The 17,032-nt window shown below is 73.8% G+C and carries 14 protein-coding genes; 5 read left to right on the top strand and 9 right to left on the bottom strand.

The features are described 5' to 3' along the window. Positions 1–81: 81 nt before the first annotated feature. From ACFVYI_RS01895 to ybaK, 3 genes are read left to right on the top strand one after another with little or no spacing between them, the layout of a single operon-like run. Positions 82–1,704, top strand: coding sequence for an oxidoreductase (locus tag ACFVYI_RS01895; RefSeq protein WP_387880392.1), 1,623 nt, complete (start codon positions 82–84; stop codon positions 1,702–1,704). Positions 1,705–1,746: 42 nt separating this feature from the next. After that, the gene (locus ACFVYI_RS01890) at positions 1,747–2,475 is read left to right on the top strand and encodes an LON peptidase substrate-binding domain-containing protein (protein ID WP_387880389.1); all 729 of its coding nucleotides are present in this window, start codon (positions 1,747–1,749) and stop codon (positions 2,473–2,475) included. A gap of 32 nt (positions 2,476–2,507) precedes the next feature. Further along, entirely contained in the window at positions 2,508–3,002 is a 495-nt protein-coding gene (gene ybaK / locus ACFVYI_RS01885) for a Cys-tRNA(Pro) deacylase (RefSeq protein WP_387880387.1), read from the top strand. Between the two features lie 38 nt (positions 3,003–3,040). Here the strand turns inward: ybaK and ACFVYI_RS01880 are convergent, their stop codons facing one another. From ACFVYI_RS01880 to ACFVYI_RS01855, 6 genes are all read right to left on the bottom strand, one after another. Then, positions 3,041–3,856, bottom strand: coding sequence for a hypothetical protein (locus tag ACFVYI_RS01880; protein ID WP_387880386.1), 816 nt, complete (start codon positions 3,854–3,856; stop codon positions 3,041–3,043). A 74-nt stretch (positions 3,857–3,930) separates the two neighbouring features. Continuing rightward, positions 3,931–4,743 (bottom strand): ABC transporter permease, encoded by an 813-nt coding sequence (locus ACFVYI_RS01875; protein ID WP_387880383.1) that lies wholly within the window; start codon positions 4,741–4,743, stop codon positions 3,931–3,933. Continuing rightward, a complete protein-coding gene (locus tag ACFVYI_RS01870; RefSeq protein ID WP_387880381.1) occupies positions 4,740–5,738 on the bottom strand; it encodes an ABC transporter ATP-binding protein in 999 nt (332 codons plus the stop codon). Before ACFVYI_RS01870 ends, ACFVYI_RS01875 begins: the two co-directional genes overlap by 4 nt. A 149-nt stretch (positions 5,739–5,887) precedes the next feature. After that, positions 5,888–7,096 (bottom strand): NYN domain-containing protein, encoded by a 1,209-nt coding sequence (locus ACFVYI_RS01865; RefSeq protein ID WP_387880379.1) that lies wholly within the window; start codon positions 7,094–7,096, stop codon positions 5,888–5,890. A gap of 336 nt (positions 7,097–7,432) precedes the next feature. Then, entirely contained in the window at positions 7,433–8,461 is a 1,029-nt protein-coding gene (locus ACFVYI_RS01860; protein WP_387880376.1) for an aspartate-semialdehyde dehydrogenase, read from the bottom strand. A 98-nt stretch (positions 8,462–8,559) separates the two neighbouring features. After that, positions 8,560–9,483: a dihydrodipicolinate synthase family protein gene (locus ACFVYI_RS01855; RefSeq protein ID WP_387880373.1), complete on the bottom strand. Its 924-nt coding sequence runs from the start codon at positions 9,481–9,483 to the stop codon at positions 8,560–8,562. Between the two features lie 72 nt (positions 9,484–9,555). On the opposite strand from ACFVYI_RS01855, the gene ACFVYI_RS01850 reads away from it, so the two are divergent. Beyond that, entirely contained in the window at positions 9,556–10,446 is an 891-nt protein-coding gene (locus ACFVYI_RS01850; RefSeq protein ID WP_387880371.1) for a LysR substrate-binding domain-containing protein, read from the top strand. Positions 10,447–10,459: 13 nt separating this feature from the next. Here ACFVYI_RS01850 and dnaE read toward each other — a convergent pair whose 3' ends face one another. Continuing rightward, positions 10,460–13,993, bottom strand: a complete 3,534-nt coding sequence (gene dnaE, locus ACFVYI_RS01845) for a DNA polymerase III subunit alpha (protein ID WP_387880369.1) — start codon at positions 13,991–13,993, stop codon at positions 10,460–10,462. A gap of 188 nt (positions 13,994–14,181) precedes the next feature. Here dnaE and ACFVYI_RS01840 point away from each other — a divergent pair, with 188 nt between their 5' ends. Continuing rightward, positions 14,182–15,510 (top strand): DUF2252 domain-containing protein, encoded by a 1,329-nt coding sequence (locus ACFVYI_RS01840; protein WP_387880367.1) that lies wholly within the window; start codon positions 14,182–14,184, stop codon positions 15,508–15,510. A gap of 3 nt (positions 15,511–15,513) precedes the next feature. On the opposite strand, the gene ACFVYI_RS01835 is transcribed toward ACFVYI_RS01840, so the two are convergent. Further along, positions 15,514–16,335 (bottom strand): hypothetical protein, encoded by an 822-nt coding sequence (locus tag ACFVYI_RS01835; RefSeq protein ID WP_387880365.1) that lies wholly within the window; start codon positions 16,333–16,335, stop codon positions 15,514–15,516. Between the two features lie 100 nt (positions 16,336–16,435). Continuing rightward, positions 16,436–17,026, bottom strand: a complete 591-nt coding sequence (locus tag ACFVYI_RS01830) for a dienelactone hydrolase family protein (protein WP_387880363.1) — start codon at positions 17,024–17,026, stop codon at positions 16,436–16,438. Positions 17,027–17,032: the final 6 nt, after the last annotated feature.

Here is a 17,032-nt window from a genome sequence, read left to right as displayed (position 1 = left end):
GTAAGGAGTGGCCGGAACCGGCGGCCCCGTATTTCAGTCCGTGATACGAAGGGTGAGACGACCGGGGGAGACGGGGGAACGATGGCGGAGCGTGCGCCGGACGGCTGGACGCGGACCGAGCAGGGGCTCTGGGAGGCGTTCCGCCAGGGTGAGGTGTACGACCTGGGGGCCGGCGGCGGGCCGCGGAACGCGCCCTCCAACACCGGCGGCCGCGCCCCCGAACCGCTGGACGACCCCTTCGGCGACGAGCCCTGGGGCCCCGAGCGCACGATCCGCGCCGAGGCCCTGGCCCACCTGCTGCTGGACGGCCCGCCGGCCGCCCCCGGCCGGGTCGCCGCCCTCAAGCTGACCGGCGCCCGGATCACCGGCCCGCTGGTGCTGGCCGGCGGAACCATCGGCCACTACGTCGAGGTGCGCGACTGCCGCTTCGAACGGAAGCTGCTGATCTCCGAGGCCGACGCCGGCACCCTGCGCTTCGTCAGCTGCCTGATACCCCGGCTGGAGGCCTCCCGCCTCACCACCTCCGGCGACCTGCACCTGGCCCGCTGCCGGATACCGCAGGGCATCCGGCTCACCGACTCCCGGATCGGCACCGACCTGCTGCTCAACCAGGCCGTCCTCGGCGGCGACCGGTTCGGCCGGGCGCTCTCCGCCGACGGCATGGCGGTCAGCCAGGACTTCGAGGCCGACCGGCTGGAGTCCCGCGGCGAGGTCAGCCTGCGCACCGCCCGGATCGGCGGCCGGCTCTCGCTGCGCGGCGCCCAGCTGCACGCCGTCCCGGAGAACAAGGTCGCCCTCAACGCCGTGCGCATCACCGTCGGCCACACCCTGTACCTCAGCGGCTCGGCGGACGGCGGCTGGTCCTCCTCCGGGTCGTACTACGGCTCGGGCTACGGCCAGGTCGTCCCGGCCGGCTCCGCCAGCACGCCGTTCCGCGCGCACGGCGCCGTCCGGCTCTCCGACAGCCGCTTCGACAGCGCCTGCCTGATCGCCGACGCCGAGTTCCACCTCGGCCCGGACGACGAGCTGGCGCTGCGCCGCATCCACACCCCCGAGCTGCGCTTCACCTGCCGCACCCCGCCCACCGGCAAGGTCTCGCTCTCGCGCGCCAGGGTCGGCAACCTGGTCGACGCCCCCGACTCCTGGCCGCTCGGCAAGCACCTCGGCCTCACCGGCTTCACCTACGAGTGCCTGCGCCCGGCCGCCCCGTTCAGCATCCAGCAGCGGATCTCCTGGCTGGAGGGCACCTCGGTGGAGTTCCAGCCCGAGTCCTACGAGCAGCTGGCCGCCGCCCTGCGCCGCGACGGCGCCGACGACGACGCCCGCGAGGTGCTGTACGCCAAGCAGCGCCGCCGCCGGCACACCCTGCCGCTGCCGGCCCGGCTCTGGGGCCGGGTCCAGGACGTCACCGTCGGCTACGGCTTCCGCCCCGGCCGGGCCGCGCTCTGGCTGCTGCTCGCCTGGGCCCTGGGCAGCATCTACTTCGCCACCCACCGGCTCCAGCCGCTCAAGGCCGACGAGAGCCCGCACTGGAACCCGGTGCTGTACGCGCTGGGCCAGCTGCTGCCGGTCGTCGACCTCGGCCAGCAGGGCTGGAACCCCGGCGGCACCGCCCAGTGGGTCGCCTCCGGCCTGGTGATCGTGGGCTGGGTGCTGGCCACCACCGTCGCCGCCGGAGCCAGCCGAATGCTCCAGCGGGGATAACCGCGGGGCGTATCCACCGCTCGGGGAACTACGCTGTGCGCCGTGACAGAACGGCTGCCGCTCTTCCCGCTGAACTCCGTGCTCTACCCGGGCCTGGTGATGCCCCTGAACATCTTCGAGGAGCGTTACCGCCGTCTGGTCGCCGACCTGCTCGCCCTCCCCGAGGACCAGCCCCGGCGGTTCGGCGTGCTCGCCATCAAGGACGGCCGCGAGGTCGCGCCGGTCCGGCCCGAGGAGGGCCCGGCCGGCCCGCTGGACGGTCTGGGCATCGTGACCGGGGACCCTCTGGAGGCGCTCTACCACGTCGGCTGCGTGGCCGACGTCGCCTCCGCGCAGGAGCAGCCGGACGGCCGGTACGAGCTGCTGGTCACCGGCACCACCCGGTTCCGGCTGCGTTCGGTGGACACCGGCGGTCCGTACCTGAGCGGCGAGATCGAGCCGATCGAGGAGCTGCCGGGCGAGGGCGCCGGGGCACTGGCCGCCGGCGTGGAGCGGGCCTTCCGGGCCTACCAGAAGCGGCTGGCCGGCGCCCGCGAGGCCAGCACCGTCGGCCGCCAGGAGCTGCCGGACGACCCGCAGGTGCTCTCCTACCTGGTGGCCGCCGCCTCGGTCTTCGGGACGCCGGTCAAGCAGGAGCTGCTGGCCTGCCCGGACACCGCCCGCCGGCTGACCGCCGAGCTGGAGCTGCTGCGCCGCGAGACGGCGGTGCTCAGCTGGCTGCCGTCGCTCCCCGCGGTCGATCTGACCCGTCAGTCCTTCAGCCCCAACTGACCACGCCCGCCCACCCGTTCGAAGAGGTCCCGATGGCCAGGAAGCCGAAGAAGGGCGGCGGGGGCACGCCCGCCACCGTCGCCCTGGAGAACGCCGCGGTGGCGTTCACCATGCACTCCTACGAGCACGATCCGGCCGCCGTCTCGTACGGCGGCGAGGCCGCCGAGGTGCTCGGCGTGCCGGCCGAGCGGGTCTTCAAGACGCTGGTCGCCGACGTCGACGGCGTGCTCACCGTGGGCGTCGTCCCGGTCGCCGGCCGGCTCGACCTCAAGGCGCTCGCCGCCGCCGTCGGCGGCAAGCGCGCCGCGATGGCGGACCCGGCGGCCGCCGAGCGCAGCAGCGGCTACGTCCTCGGCGGCATCTCCCCGCTCGGCCAGCGCCGGCCGCTGCGCACCGTGGTGGACGACAGCGCGCTCGCCCACGCCACGGTGTACGTCTCGGCCGGCCGGCGGGGGCTGGAGGTCGAGCTGGCCCCGGCCGACCTGGTCGGCCTCACCGGCGCGGTGACCGCCCCGATCGGCCGCTGACCCGCCGGGTCACCGGACCGGCCCCGCCCGGTGCGCCGTCAGGGCGTGCGGTCCTGCGGCGGCCGGTCACCCGGGTGCGGCCGGTCCGCCGGGCCCGGGTGCTCCCCCGCCGGGCCCGGGTGGAACGACCCGCCGGGCACGCCCGGCTGCCCGTCCACGGGCCGCTGCACGCCGTACGGGCCCGCCCAGTACGGCGGCGGGTCCTCCTCACGCTTGCCGAAGGCGGCCGAGAGCGCCAGCAGCACCACCATCGCGGCCATCGGCCAGGCCAGCAGCGCGCCGTAGGCCCCGAGGTCGATGTCGGCGTCGAAGTGGCCGCCGTTGCCGACCCGCCGGGCCTCGGCGACGAGGTCGCTCGCCGGCCCGAGCCGCCGGCCCAGGCCCCAGGCGCCCACCGAGGCCAGCAGACCGCCGATCGCGAGGGCGATCGCCACCGCGATCCCGCCGCCGCGCCGCCGGGTGAACAGGAACGCGCCGAGCGCGGTCACGATGCCCATGCCCAGCCCGATCAGCACGAAGACGCTGTCGGCCCCGGCCCGCTGCTCGCCCTCCGGGTCGCCGTAGAGGATCTTGTTGCCGTCGACCACCAGCGGCACCTTCGGCGCCAGCCAGGCCCAGAGCACCGCCATCACCAGACCCAGCACCAGGCAGGCCAGCACCGTGACCGCGCCGACCTTCAGCTCGGGCAACAGCCGCTCCAGCGGCGCCCGCCGGTCCGCGGCGCGCAGGACGGCCTGGTCCACGGGCGGCGGCGCGTACGGGTTCGGGCCGGCGGCCGGACCAGGGGCGGCGGCGTCCGCGTCGGTGCCCGCGGCGGCGCGCAGGGGATCCGGAGGTGTGTTCGGTACGGTCACGGGCCCATCGTTTCACGATCGCCGCCCGAACGGACCCGCCACCCGGTCGGCCGGGCCCGGCCGACGGCAGACCCCTAGCGGGTGGTGGCCCGCCGGTACGCCCAGGTGGCCACCGCCAGCGACACCACGCCCACCCCCGCGCAGACCGCCAGGTTCCCCGCCACCGCCGCCCAGTCCGGGTCGGCCGCGAAGGTCCGGGCGAAGGCCTCCACGCCGTACGTGGAGGGCAGCAGGTCGCGCAGCCAGAGCACCGGCTGCGGCAGGTGGTCCACCGGGAGCACGCCCAGCAGCAGCGCCGCCGACATGCCGAGCTGCCCCAGCATGGTGGCGATCTCCTGCTTGGGCGCCAGCAGCCCGCAGGCCGCGCCGAGCCCGGACAGCGCCGCCCCGGCCAGCGGCACCACCGCGAGCAGCACCCAGAGCTGCCCCATCGGGAGCCCGAACATCCACGCCCCGGCGACGGCCGTCACCAGGGTGCCCGGCAGCGTGAACGAGGCGTACGCGGCGGCCGCGCCGAGGACCACCGAGGCCGCCGGGACGGGCAGCGTCGCGTAGTGGTCGAGCCCGCCGGTGGCCCGCAGCCGGCCGAAGTACTGGGCCAGCAGGTTGAGCGCCACGAAGGCCACCACCAGCACGCTGGAGCCGGCCACCACCGAACGCGCGGCCGAGGTCTGCCCCGGGTCGACGACGCCGCGCATCATCACCAGGATGCCGAGCGACTGGAAGGTCGCCACGAACAGCAGCGGGATGCGGGCCACCTTGGCCCGGGCCAGCTGCGCCCGGTAGACGGCGGCCAGCGCGGGCAGCAGCCGGGCGGCGGGGGCCAGCGGGGCGGGCCCGCCGTCCGCGACCCCGGCGGTCTGCGGCGGCACCGAGAGCAGCGTCACTTGGCCAGTCCTCCATGGCGGCCGCCCAGCTTGAGGTAGGCGTCCTCAAGGCTCGGGGTGGCCAGGGTGAAGTCGTCCAGCGCGGCGAAGGCCGGGCCGGTGGTGACGGCGGCGACCAGTTCGCGGGCCCGTTCGGGGGTGGTGCGCACGGTCCAGCGCCGGCCGGTGCGCTCGGCCCGCTCGGCGAGCGCGGCGACGGCGGGCACCGCCATCGGCGCCTCGTCCCGCCAGACCAGGTCCAGCCGGACGTCGCCGTCCACCAGTGCCTTGAGCCCGCCGGGGGTGTCGCAGGCGATCACGCGGCCCTCGTCCACCACCGCGACCCGGTCCAGCACGGTCTCGGCCTCGATCACGTTGTGGGTGACCAGCAGCACCGTGGTCCGCTGCTCGGCCCGACGGCGGTCGACGGCGCTCCAGACGGCGCGGCGGGCGACCGGGTCCATGCCGCTGGTCGGCTCGTCCAGCACCAGCAACGGCCGCTCCCCCACCAGCGCGGCGGCGAAGCAGGCCAGGCGGCGCTGGCCGCCGGAGAGCTTGGCGAGCGGCCGGTGGGCGAGCGGTTCCAGGGCGAGTTCGGTGAGCACGTCGGCGGCCTCGGCCCGGGCCCGGGCCCGGCTGAGGCCGCGCAGCCGCCCGGTGGTCTCGGCGGCGAGGGCCACCGTCAGCTCGTCCAGCGCGGTGGACTCCTGGCCGAGGTAGCCCAGCAGCCGGGCGGCCCGCTCGGGGTGGCGGACCACGTCGTGGCCGAGCAGCTCGATGGAGCCGGAGTCGGGCCGCAGCAGACCGGTGAGCTGGCGGACCAGCGTGGACTTGCCGGCCCCGTTGGGCCCCAGGAGCCCGAAGATCTCGCCCTGCCGGACGGTCAGGCTGATGCCGTCGTTGGCCCGGATCCCGGTGGCACCGGCGCCGCGCCCGGAACGGTAGGTCTTGACCAGGTCGCGTACGGCGCAGCACGGCGAGGCCTCCCGGGGTGCCCGCCCGGCCGTCTCGCTCATCCGCCCGCCTCGCTCCACTGAGCGGTCGCTTCGCGGATCACGTCCCTGTCGACGCTCCGCTCGTTGCCCTCGCTCACGAGCGAAGACTCTACGCGGTGGACACCGGTAACCGGACAAGGGGGCCTGATCCCCCGGAACCGGAGCCGCGGTCAGTCGTCGACGACGAGGTCCCCACCGGGGACCCGGCCGGCCAGCTCCTTCCAGAAACCCGCCCGGATGGCGTACCGGTCGTGCTCGTCGATCTGGTCGTCCTTGTGCGCGAGCAGGCCGAACCGGGCGGCGTAGCGGAGCAGCTCGCCGTCGACCCGGTGCGGGATGCGCGGGTAGTCGGGCCAGAGCACGGTGAGCCGTTCGACGTCGCCGAGCCGCTCCGTCCAGCGGCGGGCGAACACCTGACCGACCTCGTGCGCGTCGCCGCCGATGGTGGTGATGTCCTCCTCCCGGTCGGCCCAGCGCTGCTCGGCGGTGGTCAGCTGGGCGAGGGTGGGCAGGCCGTCCCCGGCGGTGACGGCGGGCTCGGCGGCGGGCCGCTCGACCCAGCCCCGGTCGGAGGACCAGCGCAGCACCGGTCCGGTGGGGTGCGCCGCCGTCGTGGGCTGGGGGGCGACGGCGCGCCCGGCGAGGTCCTTGGGCGTCGGGACGACCTTGAGCGCGGTGGCCGTCCCGGCGGAGCGCCCGTTCGCCACCGGCACCTCGGCGGACGCGGGCACGGCGGCGGGCCGGACCGCGGACGCCACGGCCGCGGGCGGGGCGGCCAGGATCTTGGCGATCTCGTGGCGGGGCCCGGGGGCGGGGAAGGCGGTGGCGGTGTCGCGCAGGCTGAACGAGCCCTCGATCCACTCCCGGTCGAGCACCCGCCGCTCGTCGGCCTCGCCGACCAGGTCCTCGGACTGGTTGAAGTCGCCGTCGGCGGCCTGCAGCGCCCAGAGGTGGACGACCACGCCGTGCTCCTTGGCGGACATCATGCCGGGCAGCAGGTCCCCGTCGCCGGTGATCAGCACGACGTCGGCGCAGGCCCGGTTGCGGGCGAGTTCGGAGAGTTCGGCGTGCATCGCGGCGTCCACGCCCTTCTGCACCCAGCGGCCCTCGGCCCGGGTGAGGGCGCCGAGCCGGACGGTGACCCGCGGCAGGACCCTCAGCCGGCGGTGCTCGGGCATCGGACGGCGGTCGGGGGCGGCGTCGAACCAGTAGATCCGCAGCAGCGGCAGACCGGTCTCGGCCTCGGCGCGCTCGCGCAGGGCGGTGATGAGCGCGGTGTGGTCGACACTGACGCGGGACCGGGACGGGTCACCGGCGAGCAGGCTGGCGGCGGCGCCCAGCAGGTAACCGGCGTCCACCAGGACGACACAGCGGTCCATCGCGCACCTCTTTTCGCTCGCCCTCGGGGTCCGGCGTCGCCGGTGCGGCGCTGCCGGGTGGGCGCGGTCCGCCCGGCGCTCGGGCCCACGGGGTGAGGGGTGCCCGCAACCGCCCGATCGTTGGGTCACCTTTACCCCTGGTTCGCCCGGTGAATCTCGGGGGATGTCGCGGTCCGGCAACAGCCGGCCGCGGCGGATCCCGGACGCGAAGCGGGCCCCGAGGCCCCCGGACGCGAAGCGGGCCCCGAGGCCCCCGGACGCGAAGCGGGCCCCGAGGCCCCCGGACGCGAAGCGGGCCCCGTCCGAGGACGGGGCCCGCCGGGTGCGACCGCGGACTCAGCCCTTGAGCTCGGCGGCGACCAGTTCGGCCAGCTGGACGGCGTTGAGCGCGGCGCCCTTGCGCAGGTTGTCGTTGGAGACGAACAGCGACAGCCCGTTCTCCACCGTCTCGTCGACGCGGATGCGGCCGACGAAGCTCGGGTCCCGGCCCGCGGCCTGGAGCGGGGTGGGGATCTCGCTCAGCTCGACGCCGGGGGCGCCGGCGAGCAGCTCGGCCGCGCGCTCGGGGCTGATCGGGCGCTCGAAGCGGGCGTTGATCTGCAGCGAGTGACCGGAGAAGACCGGGACGCGCACGCAGGTGCCCGCCACCTTCAGCTCGGGGATGCCGAGGATCTTGCGGCTCTCGTGGCGGAGCTTCTGCTCCTCGTCGGTCTCGTTGGAACCGTCGTCGACGATGGAGCCGGCCAGCGGCAGCACGTTGAAGGCGATCGGGCGCTTGTAGACCTTGGGCTCGGGGAACTCGACCGCGGAGCCGTCGTGGGCGAGCGCCGAAGCGCCGTCGACGACCTTGGCGGCCTGGTCCTGGAGCTCGGCCACCCCGGCCACGCCGCTGCCCGAGACGGCCTGGTAGGTGGAGACGACCAGCGCGGCGAGGCCGGCCTCGTCGTGCAGCGGGCGCAGCACCGGCATGGCGGCCATGGTGGTGCAGTTCGGGTTGGCGATGATGCCCTTGGGGCGGTTCGCGATGGCGCCGGGGTTGACCTCGGAGACGACCAGCGGGACGTCGGGGTCGCGGCGCCAGGCCGAGGAGTTGTCGATCACGACGGCGCCGGCCGCGGCCGCCTTGGGGGCGAGGGCCTTGGAGGTGGAGCCGCCCGCCGAGAAGATCACGATGTCCAGGCCGGTGTAGTCGGCCGTGGCCGCGTCCTCGACGGTGATCTCGGTGCCCTGCCAGGGCAGCGTGCGCCCGGCCGAACGGGCCGAGGCGAACAGCCGCAGCTGCTCCACCGCGACGTTGCGCTCCGCCAGGATCTCGCGGACCACGCCGCCGACCTGGCCGGTGGCCCCGACAATGCCGATCTTCATATCCGACTACTCCTCTTGATGTTGCTGGTCACAGCCGCACTCCGCCCATCATGCCTTGTCACCCGGGCGGGGCGACCTGGTATTCCACGGTGTGAGAGCTAGTGGTCCAGACCAGTGCCCGGATCGGTGCCCAGAGCGGTCGCCAGCTCCAGTGCCGCGGCGACCTCCGCCGGGCCGGCCGGCAGCAGCGGCAGCCGGACGTCCGGGGTGGGGATCCGGCCCTGGGCGTGCAGCACGCCCTTGACCACGGCCGGGTTGGGCGCGGCGAAGGCGGCCACCGTCAGCGCGGTCAGCCGGTGCCCCAGGGCCCGGGCCCGCGGCACGTCCCCGCGCTCCCAGGCGGCGGCCAGCTCGACGAAGCGCGCGGTGGCCAGGTGGGCCGAGGCCAGGATGCCGCCGGCGGCGCCGAGCGCCAGCATCGGCGCGAGGAAGGGGTCCTCCCCCGCCAGGACGGCGAACCCCGCGGGCGGGTCGGCCAGCAGCTCCACGGCGTCCTGGTCCAGCCCGCCGGTCGCGTACTTGACGCCCACCACGCCCGGCACGGCGGCGACCTGACGCAGTGCGCCGACCGTCAGCTGCTGCCCGGTCCGGTACGGGATGTGGTACGCGACCAGCGGCACCGGGCTCGCCGCGGCCAGCGCCCGGAAGTGCGCGACCGTACCGGCCTCGCCCGGGCGCACGAAGGACGGCACGGTGACCAGCGCGGCCGCCACCCCCGGCACCCGGGCGGCCAGGGCGGCCAGCTCCTCGGCCGCCGCCCCGGTGCCGGGCCCGCCCGAACCGACCACCAGCTGCGCGCCGCGCTCGGCGCAGACCGCCGCGCAGACCTCGGTCACCGCGCGCCGCTCGTCCGCGCTCAGGGTGGCCGGCTCGCCGGTGGTGCCGAGTGCGACCAACCCGGCCGCGCCGTCGTCCAGCACCGAGCCGGCCAGCTTCTCCAGTGCGTCCAGCGCCACCGAGCCGTCCTCGGCGAACGGGGTGACCAGCGGGACGTAGATGCCCTTGAGGACCGTGTGTTCCATGCCCACGATCCTGCGGCCCGCCGATCCCGCAGGTCCAGTTCAGATTTCCGACGCTTCTCATAAGCTGGGCCGATGCTCGACGTCCGACGCCTGCGCCTGCTGCGCGAACTCGCCCACCTCGGCACCATCGCCGCCGTCGCCGAGGCCCTCTCGTTCAGCCCTTCGGCGGTCTCCCAGCAGCTGTCCGTCCTGGAGAAGGAGGCCGGTGTCCCGCTGCTGGAGCGCACCGGGCGGCGGGTCGCGCTGACCCCGGCCGCGCTGGGCCTCGTCCGGCACGCCGAGGCGGTGCTGGCCCGATTGGAGCAGGCGGATGCCGAACTCGCCCACGCCAGGCAGGGGTTGGCCGGCCCGCTGCGGATCGGCACTTACCCGTCGGCGGCCCGGGCGGTGATCCCGGCGGTGCTCGCCGAGCTGTCCGGCTGGCACCCGGGCCTGGAGCCGATGGTGACGGAGGTGGACCCGGCGGCGGTGGCCGCGGCGCTGCGCGCGGGCGAGCTGGACGTGGCGCTGGTGCACGAGTACGACCTGGTGCCGGCCGACCCGGAGCCCGGCCTGGCGGTGACCCGCCCGGTGTTCACCGAGCCGATGTACCTCGCGGCCCGGGCGGCCGGCACCGTCGCCGAGCAGCGCGACGCGCCCTGGATCATGTCGCCGCGGGGCACCCTCTGCCACGCCATGGCCGTCCGGGCCTGCGAGAGCACCGGCTTCGCCCCCCGGATCCGGCACCAGATCGACGACTTCGCGACGGTGCTGGCCCTGGTGGCGGCCGGCCAGGGGGTGGCCCTGGTCCCGCAACTGGGCACCGCGCAGCCCCCGCCGGGCGTCGTCCTCACCCGGCTGCCGATGTACCGCCGCACCCGCGCCGCCTTCCGCGCGGGCGCGGGCTCGCACCCGGCGATCTCGGCCTTCGTCTCGGCCCTGCACACCGCCGTCCCGCCCGGTCTCGGCGGCGGAGCACTCTAGGGTCCGCCCGCTCTCAGTTCGCCAGGCAGCTCGGCCCGAGCAGCTGCTTGAGGTCCCCGAACAGCGCCGGGTCGGACTTCACCCGGTGCCGGTCCAGCCGCAGCACGGTGGTGCTGTCACCGCGCCGGAGGTGGACGTGCACCTCGGTGCTCCCCTTGTGGTGGGCCAGCACCTCGCCGAGGCGGGTCACCACCGCCGGGTTGAGCCGGCTCTCCGCGATGGTGAGGGTGATCGGCAGCTGGGCCGCGACGTTCGTCAGGTCGGGCACCGCGAGCTCCATGCCCATCAGCCGCGGCACGTCCTCCCGCTTGTCCACCTTGCCGCGGACGAACACCACGGCGTCCTCGACGAGTTGGGAGGAGACCAGCTGGTAGCTGGCCGGGAAGAACATGCAGTCGATCGAGCCGGCCAGGTCCTCGACGGTGGCGATCGCCCAGGCGTTGCCCTGCTTGGTCATCTTCCGCTGGAGGCCCGAGATGATGCCGCCGATGGTGACGACGGAGCCGTCCGGCCGCTCCGCGAGGTCGGCCACCGCGCAGTCCGCCTTGTCGGCGAGGAGGTGCTCGATGCCGTGCAGCGGGTGCGAGGAGACGTAGAGGCCGAGCATCTCCCGCTCCTGGGTGAGCAGGAAGGCCTTGTCCCACTCCTCCTCGGAGAAGACCACGTCCAGCCCGAAGCTCGGCTCGTCGCTGACCACGTCGCCACCGAAGAGGTCGAACTGGCCCTCCGCCTCCTTGCGCTTGACCCCGACGACGTTGTCGATCATCGGCTCGAACTGCGCGGTCAGCCCCTTGCGGGTGTGCCCGAGCGAGTCGAACGCGCCCGCCTTGATGAGCGATTCGACGGTCCGCTTGTTGCAGACCACCGACTCCACCTTCTCCAGGAAGTCGGGGAAGGAGGCGAACTTCCCCTTCGCCTTCCGGGTGCGGATCATCGACTCCACCACCGGCCCGCCGACGTTGCGGATGGCGGTGAGGCCGAACCGGACGAGGGTGTCCCCGTGCGGGGTGAAGTCGGAGTCCGACTCGTTCACGTCCGGCGGGAGCACCTGGATGCCCATCTTGCGGCACTCGTTGAGGTAGACCGCCGACTTGTCCTTGTCGTCCTTGACCGACGTCAGCAGGCCGGACATGTACTCGGCCGGGTAGTTGGCCTTGAGGTACGCCGTCCAGTACGAGACCAGCCCGTACCCGGCGGTGTGCGCCTTGTTGAACGCGTAGCCGGAGAAGGGGACGAGGACGTCCCACACCGCCTGGATCGCCGCGTCCGAGTAACCGTGCGCGCGGCAGCCCCGCTGGAACGGGACGAACTCGGCCTCCAGGATCTCCTTCTTCTTCTTGCCCATGGCCCGGCGCAGCAGGTCGGCCTGGCCGAGCGTGTACCCGGCCAGGATCTGCGCGGCCTTCTGCACCTGCTCCTGGTAGACGATCAGGCCGTACGTCGGCTCCAGGATCTCCGCCAGGGGCTCCTCCAGCTCCGGGTGGATCGGGGTGATCTCCTGCTGGCCGTTCTTGCGCAGCGCGTAGTTGGTGTGCGAGTTGACACCCATCGGGCCCGGTCGGTACAGCGCGAGGACGGCGGAGATGTCCTCGAAGTTGTCGGGCTTCATCAGGCGCAGCAGCGAACGCATCGGCCCGCCGTCGAGCTGGAAGACGCCGAGCGTGTCACCGCGCGCCAGCAGTTCGTAGGTGGGCTTGTCGTCCAGGGGCAGATCAAGCAGGTTGATCTTGATGCCCTTGTTCTTCTCGATCGCCTTGACGGCGTCGTCCATGATCGTGAGGTTGCGCAGGCCGAGGAAGTCCATCTTGAGGAGCCCGAGCCCCTCACAGGTGGGGTAGTCGAACTGCGTGATGGTGACGCCGTCGGTGTGCCGGGTCCAGACCGGGATGTGGTCGGTGAGCGGCTCGGAGGACATGATGACGCCGGCCGCGTGCACACCGGGCTGGCGGATCAGGCCCTCGATGCCGCGTGCGGTGTCGATCACCTTGCGGACGTCCGGGTCGTTCTCGTACAGCCCGCGGATCTCGCCGGCCTCGCCGTAGCGCGGGTGCGAGGAGTCGGTGATGCCGGAGAGCGGGATGCCCTTGCCCATGACGTCCGGCGGCATCGCCTTGGTGATCCGGTCGCCCATCGCGTAGGGGTAGCCGAGGACGCGCGAGGAGTCCTTGATGGCGGCCTTCGCCTTGATGGTGCCGTACGTGACGATCATGGCGACCTTGTCGGAGCCCCACTTCTCCGTCACGTACCGGATCACGTCGCCGCGCCGGCGCTCGTCGAAGTCGATGTCGACATCGGGCATGGAGATGCGCTCGGGGTTGAGGAAGCGCTCGAAGATCAGGCCGTGCGGGATCGGGTCGAGGTCGGTGATGCCCATCGCGTAGGCGACCAGCGAGCCGGCCGCCGAGCCGCGGCCGGGGCCCACCGCGATGCCCTGGCTCTTGGCCCACATGATGAAGTCGGCGACGACCAGGAAGTACGCCGGGAACCCCATCTGGACAATGGTGTCCATCTCGTACTCGGCGAGCTTGCGGTGCTCCTCGTCGTACCCGCCCGGGAAGCGCCAGTCCATGCCCTTCCACACCTGGGCCCTGAAGAAGTCCGCCTCGGACTCGAAGCCCTCCGGGATCGGGAACCGCGGCATCAGGTTCCTGAACTCGAACATGCCCGCGGTGTCGACCCGCGAGGCGACCAGCAGCTGGCTGTTGCGGCAGCCCTCCTGCCAGGCGTCCGAGGAGTCCAGCGCGTACATCTCGGCGGCCGACTTGATGTAGTAGCCGGTGCCGTCGAAGCGGAAGCGGTCCGGGTCGGAGAGGTTCTTGCCGGTCTGGACGCAGAGCAGCAGGTCGTGCGCGCCGGCGTCGGACTCGGTGGTGTAGTGCGAGTCGTTGGTGACCACCGGCGGGATGTCCAGCTTCCGGCCGATCTCCAGCAACCCGTCGCGGACCCGCTTCTCGATGTCCAGCCCGTGGTCCATCAGCTCCAGGAAGTAGTTCTCCCGGCCGAAGATCTCCCGGTAGTCGGCGGCGGACTTGAGCGCCTCGTCGAACTGGCCGAGCCGCAGCCGGGTCTGCACCTCGCCGGAGGGGCAGCCGGTGGTGGCCATCAGGCCGGCCGCGTGCTCGGCGATGATCTCCTTGTCCATCCGGGGCCACTTCACCAGCCAGCCCTCGGCGTAGGAGCGCGAGGTCAGCTTGAAGAGGTTGTGCAGGCCCTCCTTGTTCCGGGCCCAGATGGTCTTGTGGGTGTACGCGCCGGACGCCGAGACGTCGTCCCGCTTCTGGTGCGGCTGGCCCCAGAGGACGCGCTTGGTGTTGGTGCGCGCCTCGGGAGCGACGTACGCCTCGATGCCGATCACCGGGGTGATCCCGGCGGCGGCGGCCTGCTTGTGGAACTCGGCCGCGCCGTACATGTTGCCGTGGTCGGTCATCGCGACATGGGTCTGACCCAGCCGCTCGACCTCCTTGAAGAGCTGCTTCAACCGGGCCGCCCCGTCCAGCATCGAGTACTCGGTGTGGACGTGCAGGTGCGCGTACGGCTGATCGCTCAAGGCGGGGCCTCCGGAGGCTGGTGCTGTCTGGCTGGCCGGCGAACGCACAGGTCACGAAGGTGCCTGGAAACATATGTGGTCCGAGCCGCCATCGGGGCCCGGACCGGCTCTCACACGTTCACGCTCCTACTCTAGCCTCCGGTCACAGAAGTCCCAGGCCGCCCACTCGCCGCAAAGGACCCCCTCTCATGTCCCACCCGCAGCCCTCCGCCGGCCACCGCGCCGAGACTGTCCTGAGCGTCTTCGACACGGCCTTCGGCGACCTGCTCGCCAAGGACCCGGCGGCGTTCCGGGTGAAGTTCCGCAAGATGGCCGCCTCCGCCTTCGCCTTCTACCGGGGCACCGCCGGGCTCTACTACGCCGACGTCGCCGACGGCCCGTTCGCCGGGTACGGCGCCGGCTTCCTGGACGAGCGCACCAGCCGGGTCTGGATCCACGGCGACCTGCACGCCGAGAACTTCGGCACCTACCTGAACGCCGAGGGCCGGCTGGTCTTCAACGTCAACGACTTCGACGAGGCCTACGTCGGCGCCTTCACCTGGGACGTCCAGCGGCTCGCCGCCTCGCTGGCCCTGATCGGCTACGCCAAGGCGCTGTCCGACACGACGATCACCCGGTTGGTCACCGCCTTCGCCACCGCCTACCGGGCCCGGATCGCCGCCCACGTCTCCTCCGGCGACGCCGCCCCCTTCACCCTGGACACCGCCACCGGCCCGATCCTGGACACCCTGCGCCGGGCCCGGCTGCAGACCCGGGTCGCGCTGCTGGAGTCCGAGACCGTCGTCGAGGGGTACGAACGCCGCTTCCGCACCGGCGGCGGCGCGATCGAGCTGGACGAGCCGACCCGGGCCGAGGTGCTGGAGGCCTTCGCCGCCTACCTCGCCACCCTGCCGCCCGCCTCCCGCACCCGCCCGGAGTCGCTGCGGGTCAAGGACGTCGTGGGCCGCCGCGGCATCGGCATCGGCAGCGCCGGCCTGCCCTCCTACAACCTGCTGCTGGAGGGCCACACCGACGCGCTGGAGAACGACGTGATCATCTACATGAAGCAGGGCCAGTCGCCCGCCGTCGCCCGGCACGTCACCGACCCGGCGATCGCCGGCTACTTCGAGCACGAGGGCCACCGCACGGTCATCTCCCAGCGCGCCCTCCAGGCGCACAGCGACCCGTGGCTCGGCCACACCACCCTGCGCGGGCGCGGCCAGCTGGTCGCCGAGGTCTCCCCCTACACCACCGACCTCGACTGGACCGACCTCAACGAGCTGGACGAGCTGCTCGCCGTCACCGAGTACCTCGGCCGCGCCACCGCCACCATGCACGCCGCCGCCGACGAGTCCTCCAGCGGCCACACCCTGGTGCCGTTCTCCACCGAGCACGCCATCGACGCCGCCGTCGCCCGCGACGAGGCCGGCTTCACCGCGATGCTGGTCGACTTCGCCCACGCCTACGGCGCCCGGGCCCGCCAGGACCACCAGCTCTTCGTCGACCTCTACCGCAACGGCCGCATCCCCGGCCTGTAGGCCCTACGGGGTCGGGGCCGCCAGCCGCTGCCCGGCGGCGGCCCCGACCTCCGGCGCCTCCAGCGGATCGTCCCTCAGGTACGCCAGCCGCTCCCGGACGGCGGGCCCGTCCGGTGCCCGCCGCACGCCGAGCAGCCGGGCGTCGTCCTCGCAGTCCCAGAGGCACTCCACGTACACCTCGTCCAGGCCGGTCGGATCGATCTCCGCCAACGCCTCCAGGTAGCCCACGCGTTCGTACGAGTGCGGCGTCCAGAGCCAGAACCGCCGCAGCAGCGAGACGGCGTCCCGGGCCCCGGACCCGAACCTCGCCAGCCCGCGCGCCGTGTCCACCGGCCCGCACCAGGTGCGCTCCACCCAGTCCCGCTCCAACCCGGCCACCAGCGCGGGAACGTCCTCTTCCGCCCCGCGCTCGGCCGGCGCCTCCGGCCGGGCACGGGCGCTCGGCGGCGCCGCCACCGGCTCCACGGCGACGACCCGGTGCTCGCCGTCCCGGACGTACGCCCGCAACGCCTCCCGCGCCTGCGCCGAGCCGTCGAGCGCCAGCAGCTCCAGCACTCCGACGGCCCGCTCGCAGACGTCCTTCTCCCCGGCCAGGAGGTCCACCACCGGCCCGAGCGGCAGCGCCAGGTCCCTGACCAGCCGCGCCAGGTACAGCGCCCGCTGATCGCCGGGCGCCCACCGCCAGTCCCACCGGACGCACCCGTACACCAGCTCGGCGGCGGCCACCGGGTTCTCCTCCGCCATCCGCGCGCCGAGCCCCCGCCCCCGCTGCACCAAGCCGATCATCGTCGCCGCCGGCGCGTACCGCCCGTCACCCATCGCCATGGACCCATCCTCTCCCGCCGCGCAGGGCCGCCCGCACGGGACGTCGGCGCGACCGGCTTCCCGCGTGACCCACCCTCCCGCCCGCCCGTACGGGACCGCCTCAGGCCGTGTGCTCGTCCAGCTCCGCCAGGAAGTCCAGCGCGACCGCCCAGGTCTGCTCGGCCGCCTCGGCGTCGTAGTCGGCCAGCTCCGGGTCGGTGTAGACGTGCCCGGCGCCCCGGTAGCGGTGCACCTCGACGTCGGCGCCGGCCTTGCGCATGCCCAGGTACCAGGCGTTCAGCCAGTCCTCCGGCTCGAACGGGTCCGGCTCGGCGATGTGCAGCTGGACCGGGATCGAGGTGGCCGCGTCCTCGCGGATGTCGGAGGTGCCGTGCAGGAGGAGCAGGCCGAGCGCCTTCTCGTCGGCGAGCGCCAGGTTCTGGGCGAGCGAGCCGCCGAGCGAGAGGCCGGCGTAGACGAGCGCGGCGTCCGGACCCAGCAACGGGGCGGCGGCGCCGACGGCCCGGCGCAGCAGTTCGTCGCTGCCGAGCTCCTCCTTGTACGCCATGCCCTCCTCGACGTCGTCGAAGGTCTTCCCGTCGAACAGGTCCGGGGTGTGCACGGTGTGCCCGGCGGCGCGCAGCCGGTCGGCGGCGGCGTGGACGGCGGGGCGCAGGCCGTAGACGGAGTGGAGGAGCAGGATCTGGGCCACGGTCGA

The sequence above is a fragment of the Kitasatospora sp. NPDC058218 genome (genome assembly GCF_042882445.1).
In the GTDB taxonomy this organism is placed as follows: domain Bacteria; phylum Actinomycetota; class Actinomycetes; order Streptomycetales; family Streptomycetaceae; genus Kitasatospora.
Note: the sequence above shows the minus strand (reverse complement) of the source record. Positions and strands in the feature narration are given on the sequence as shown.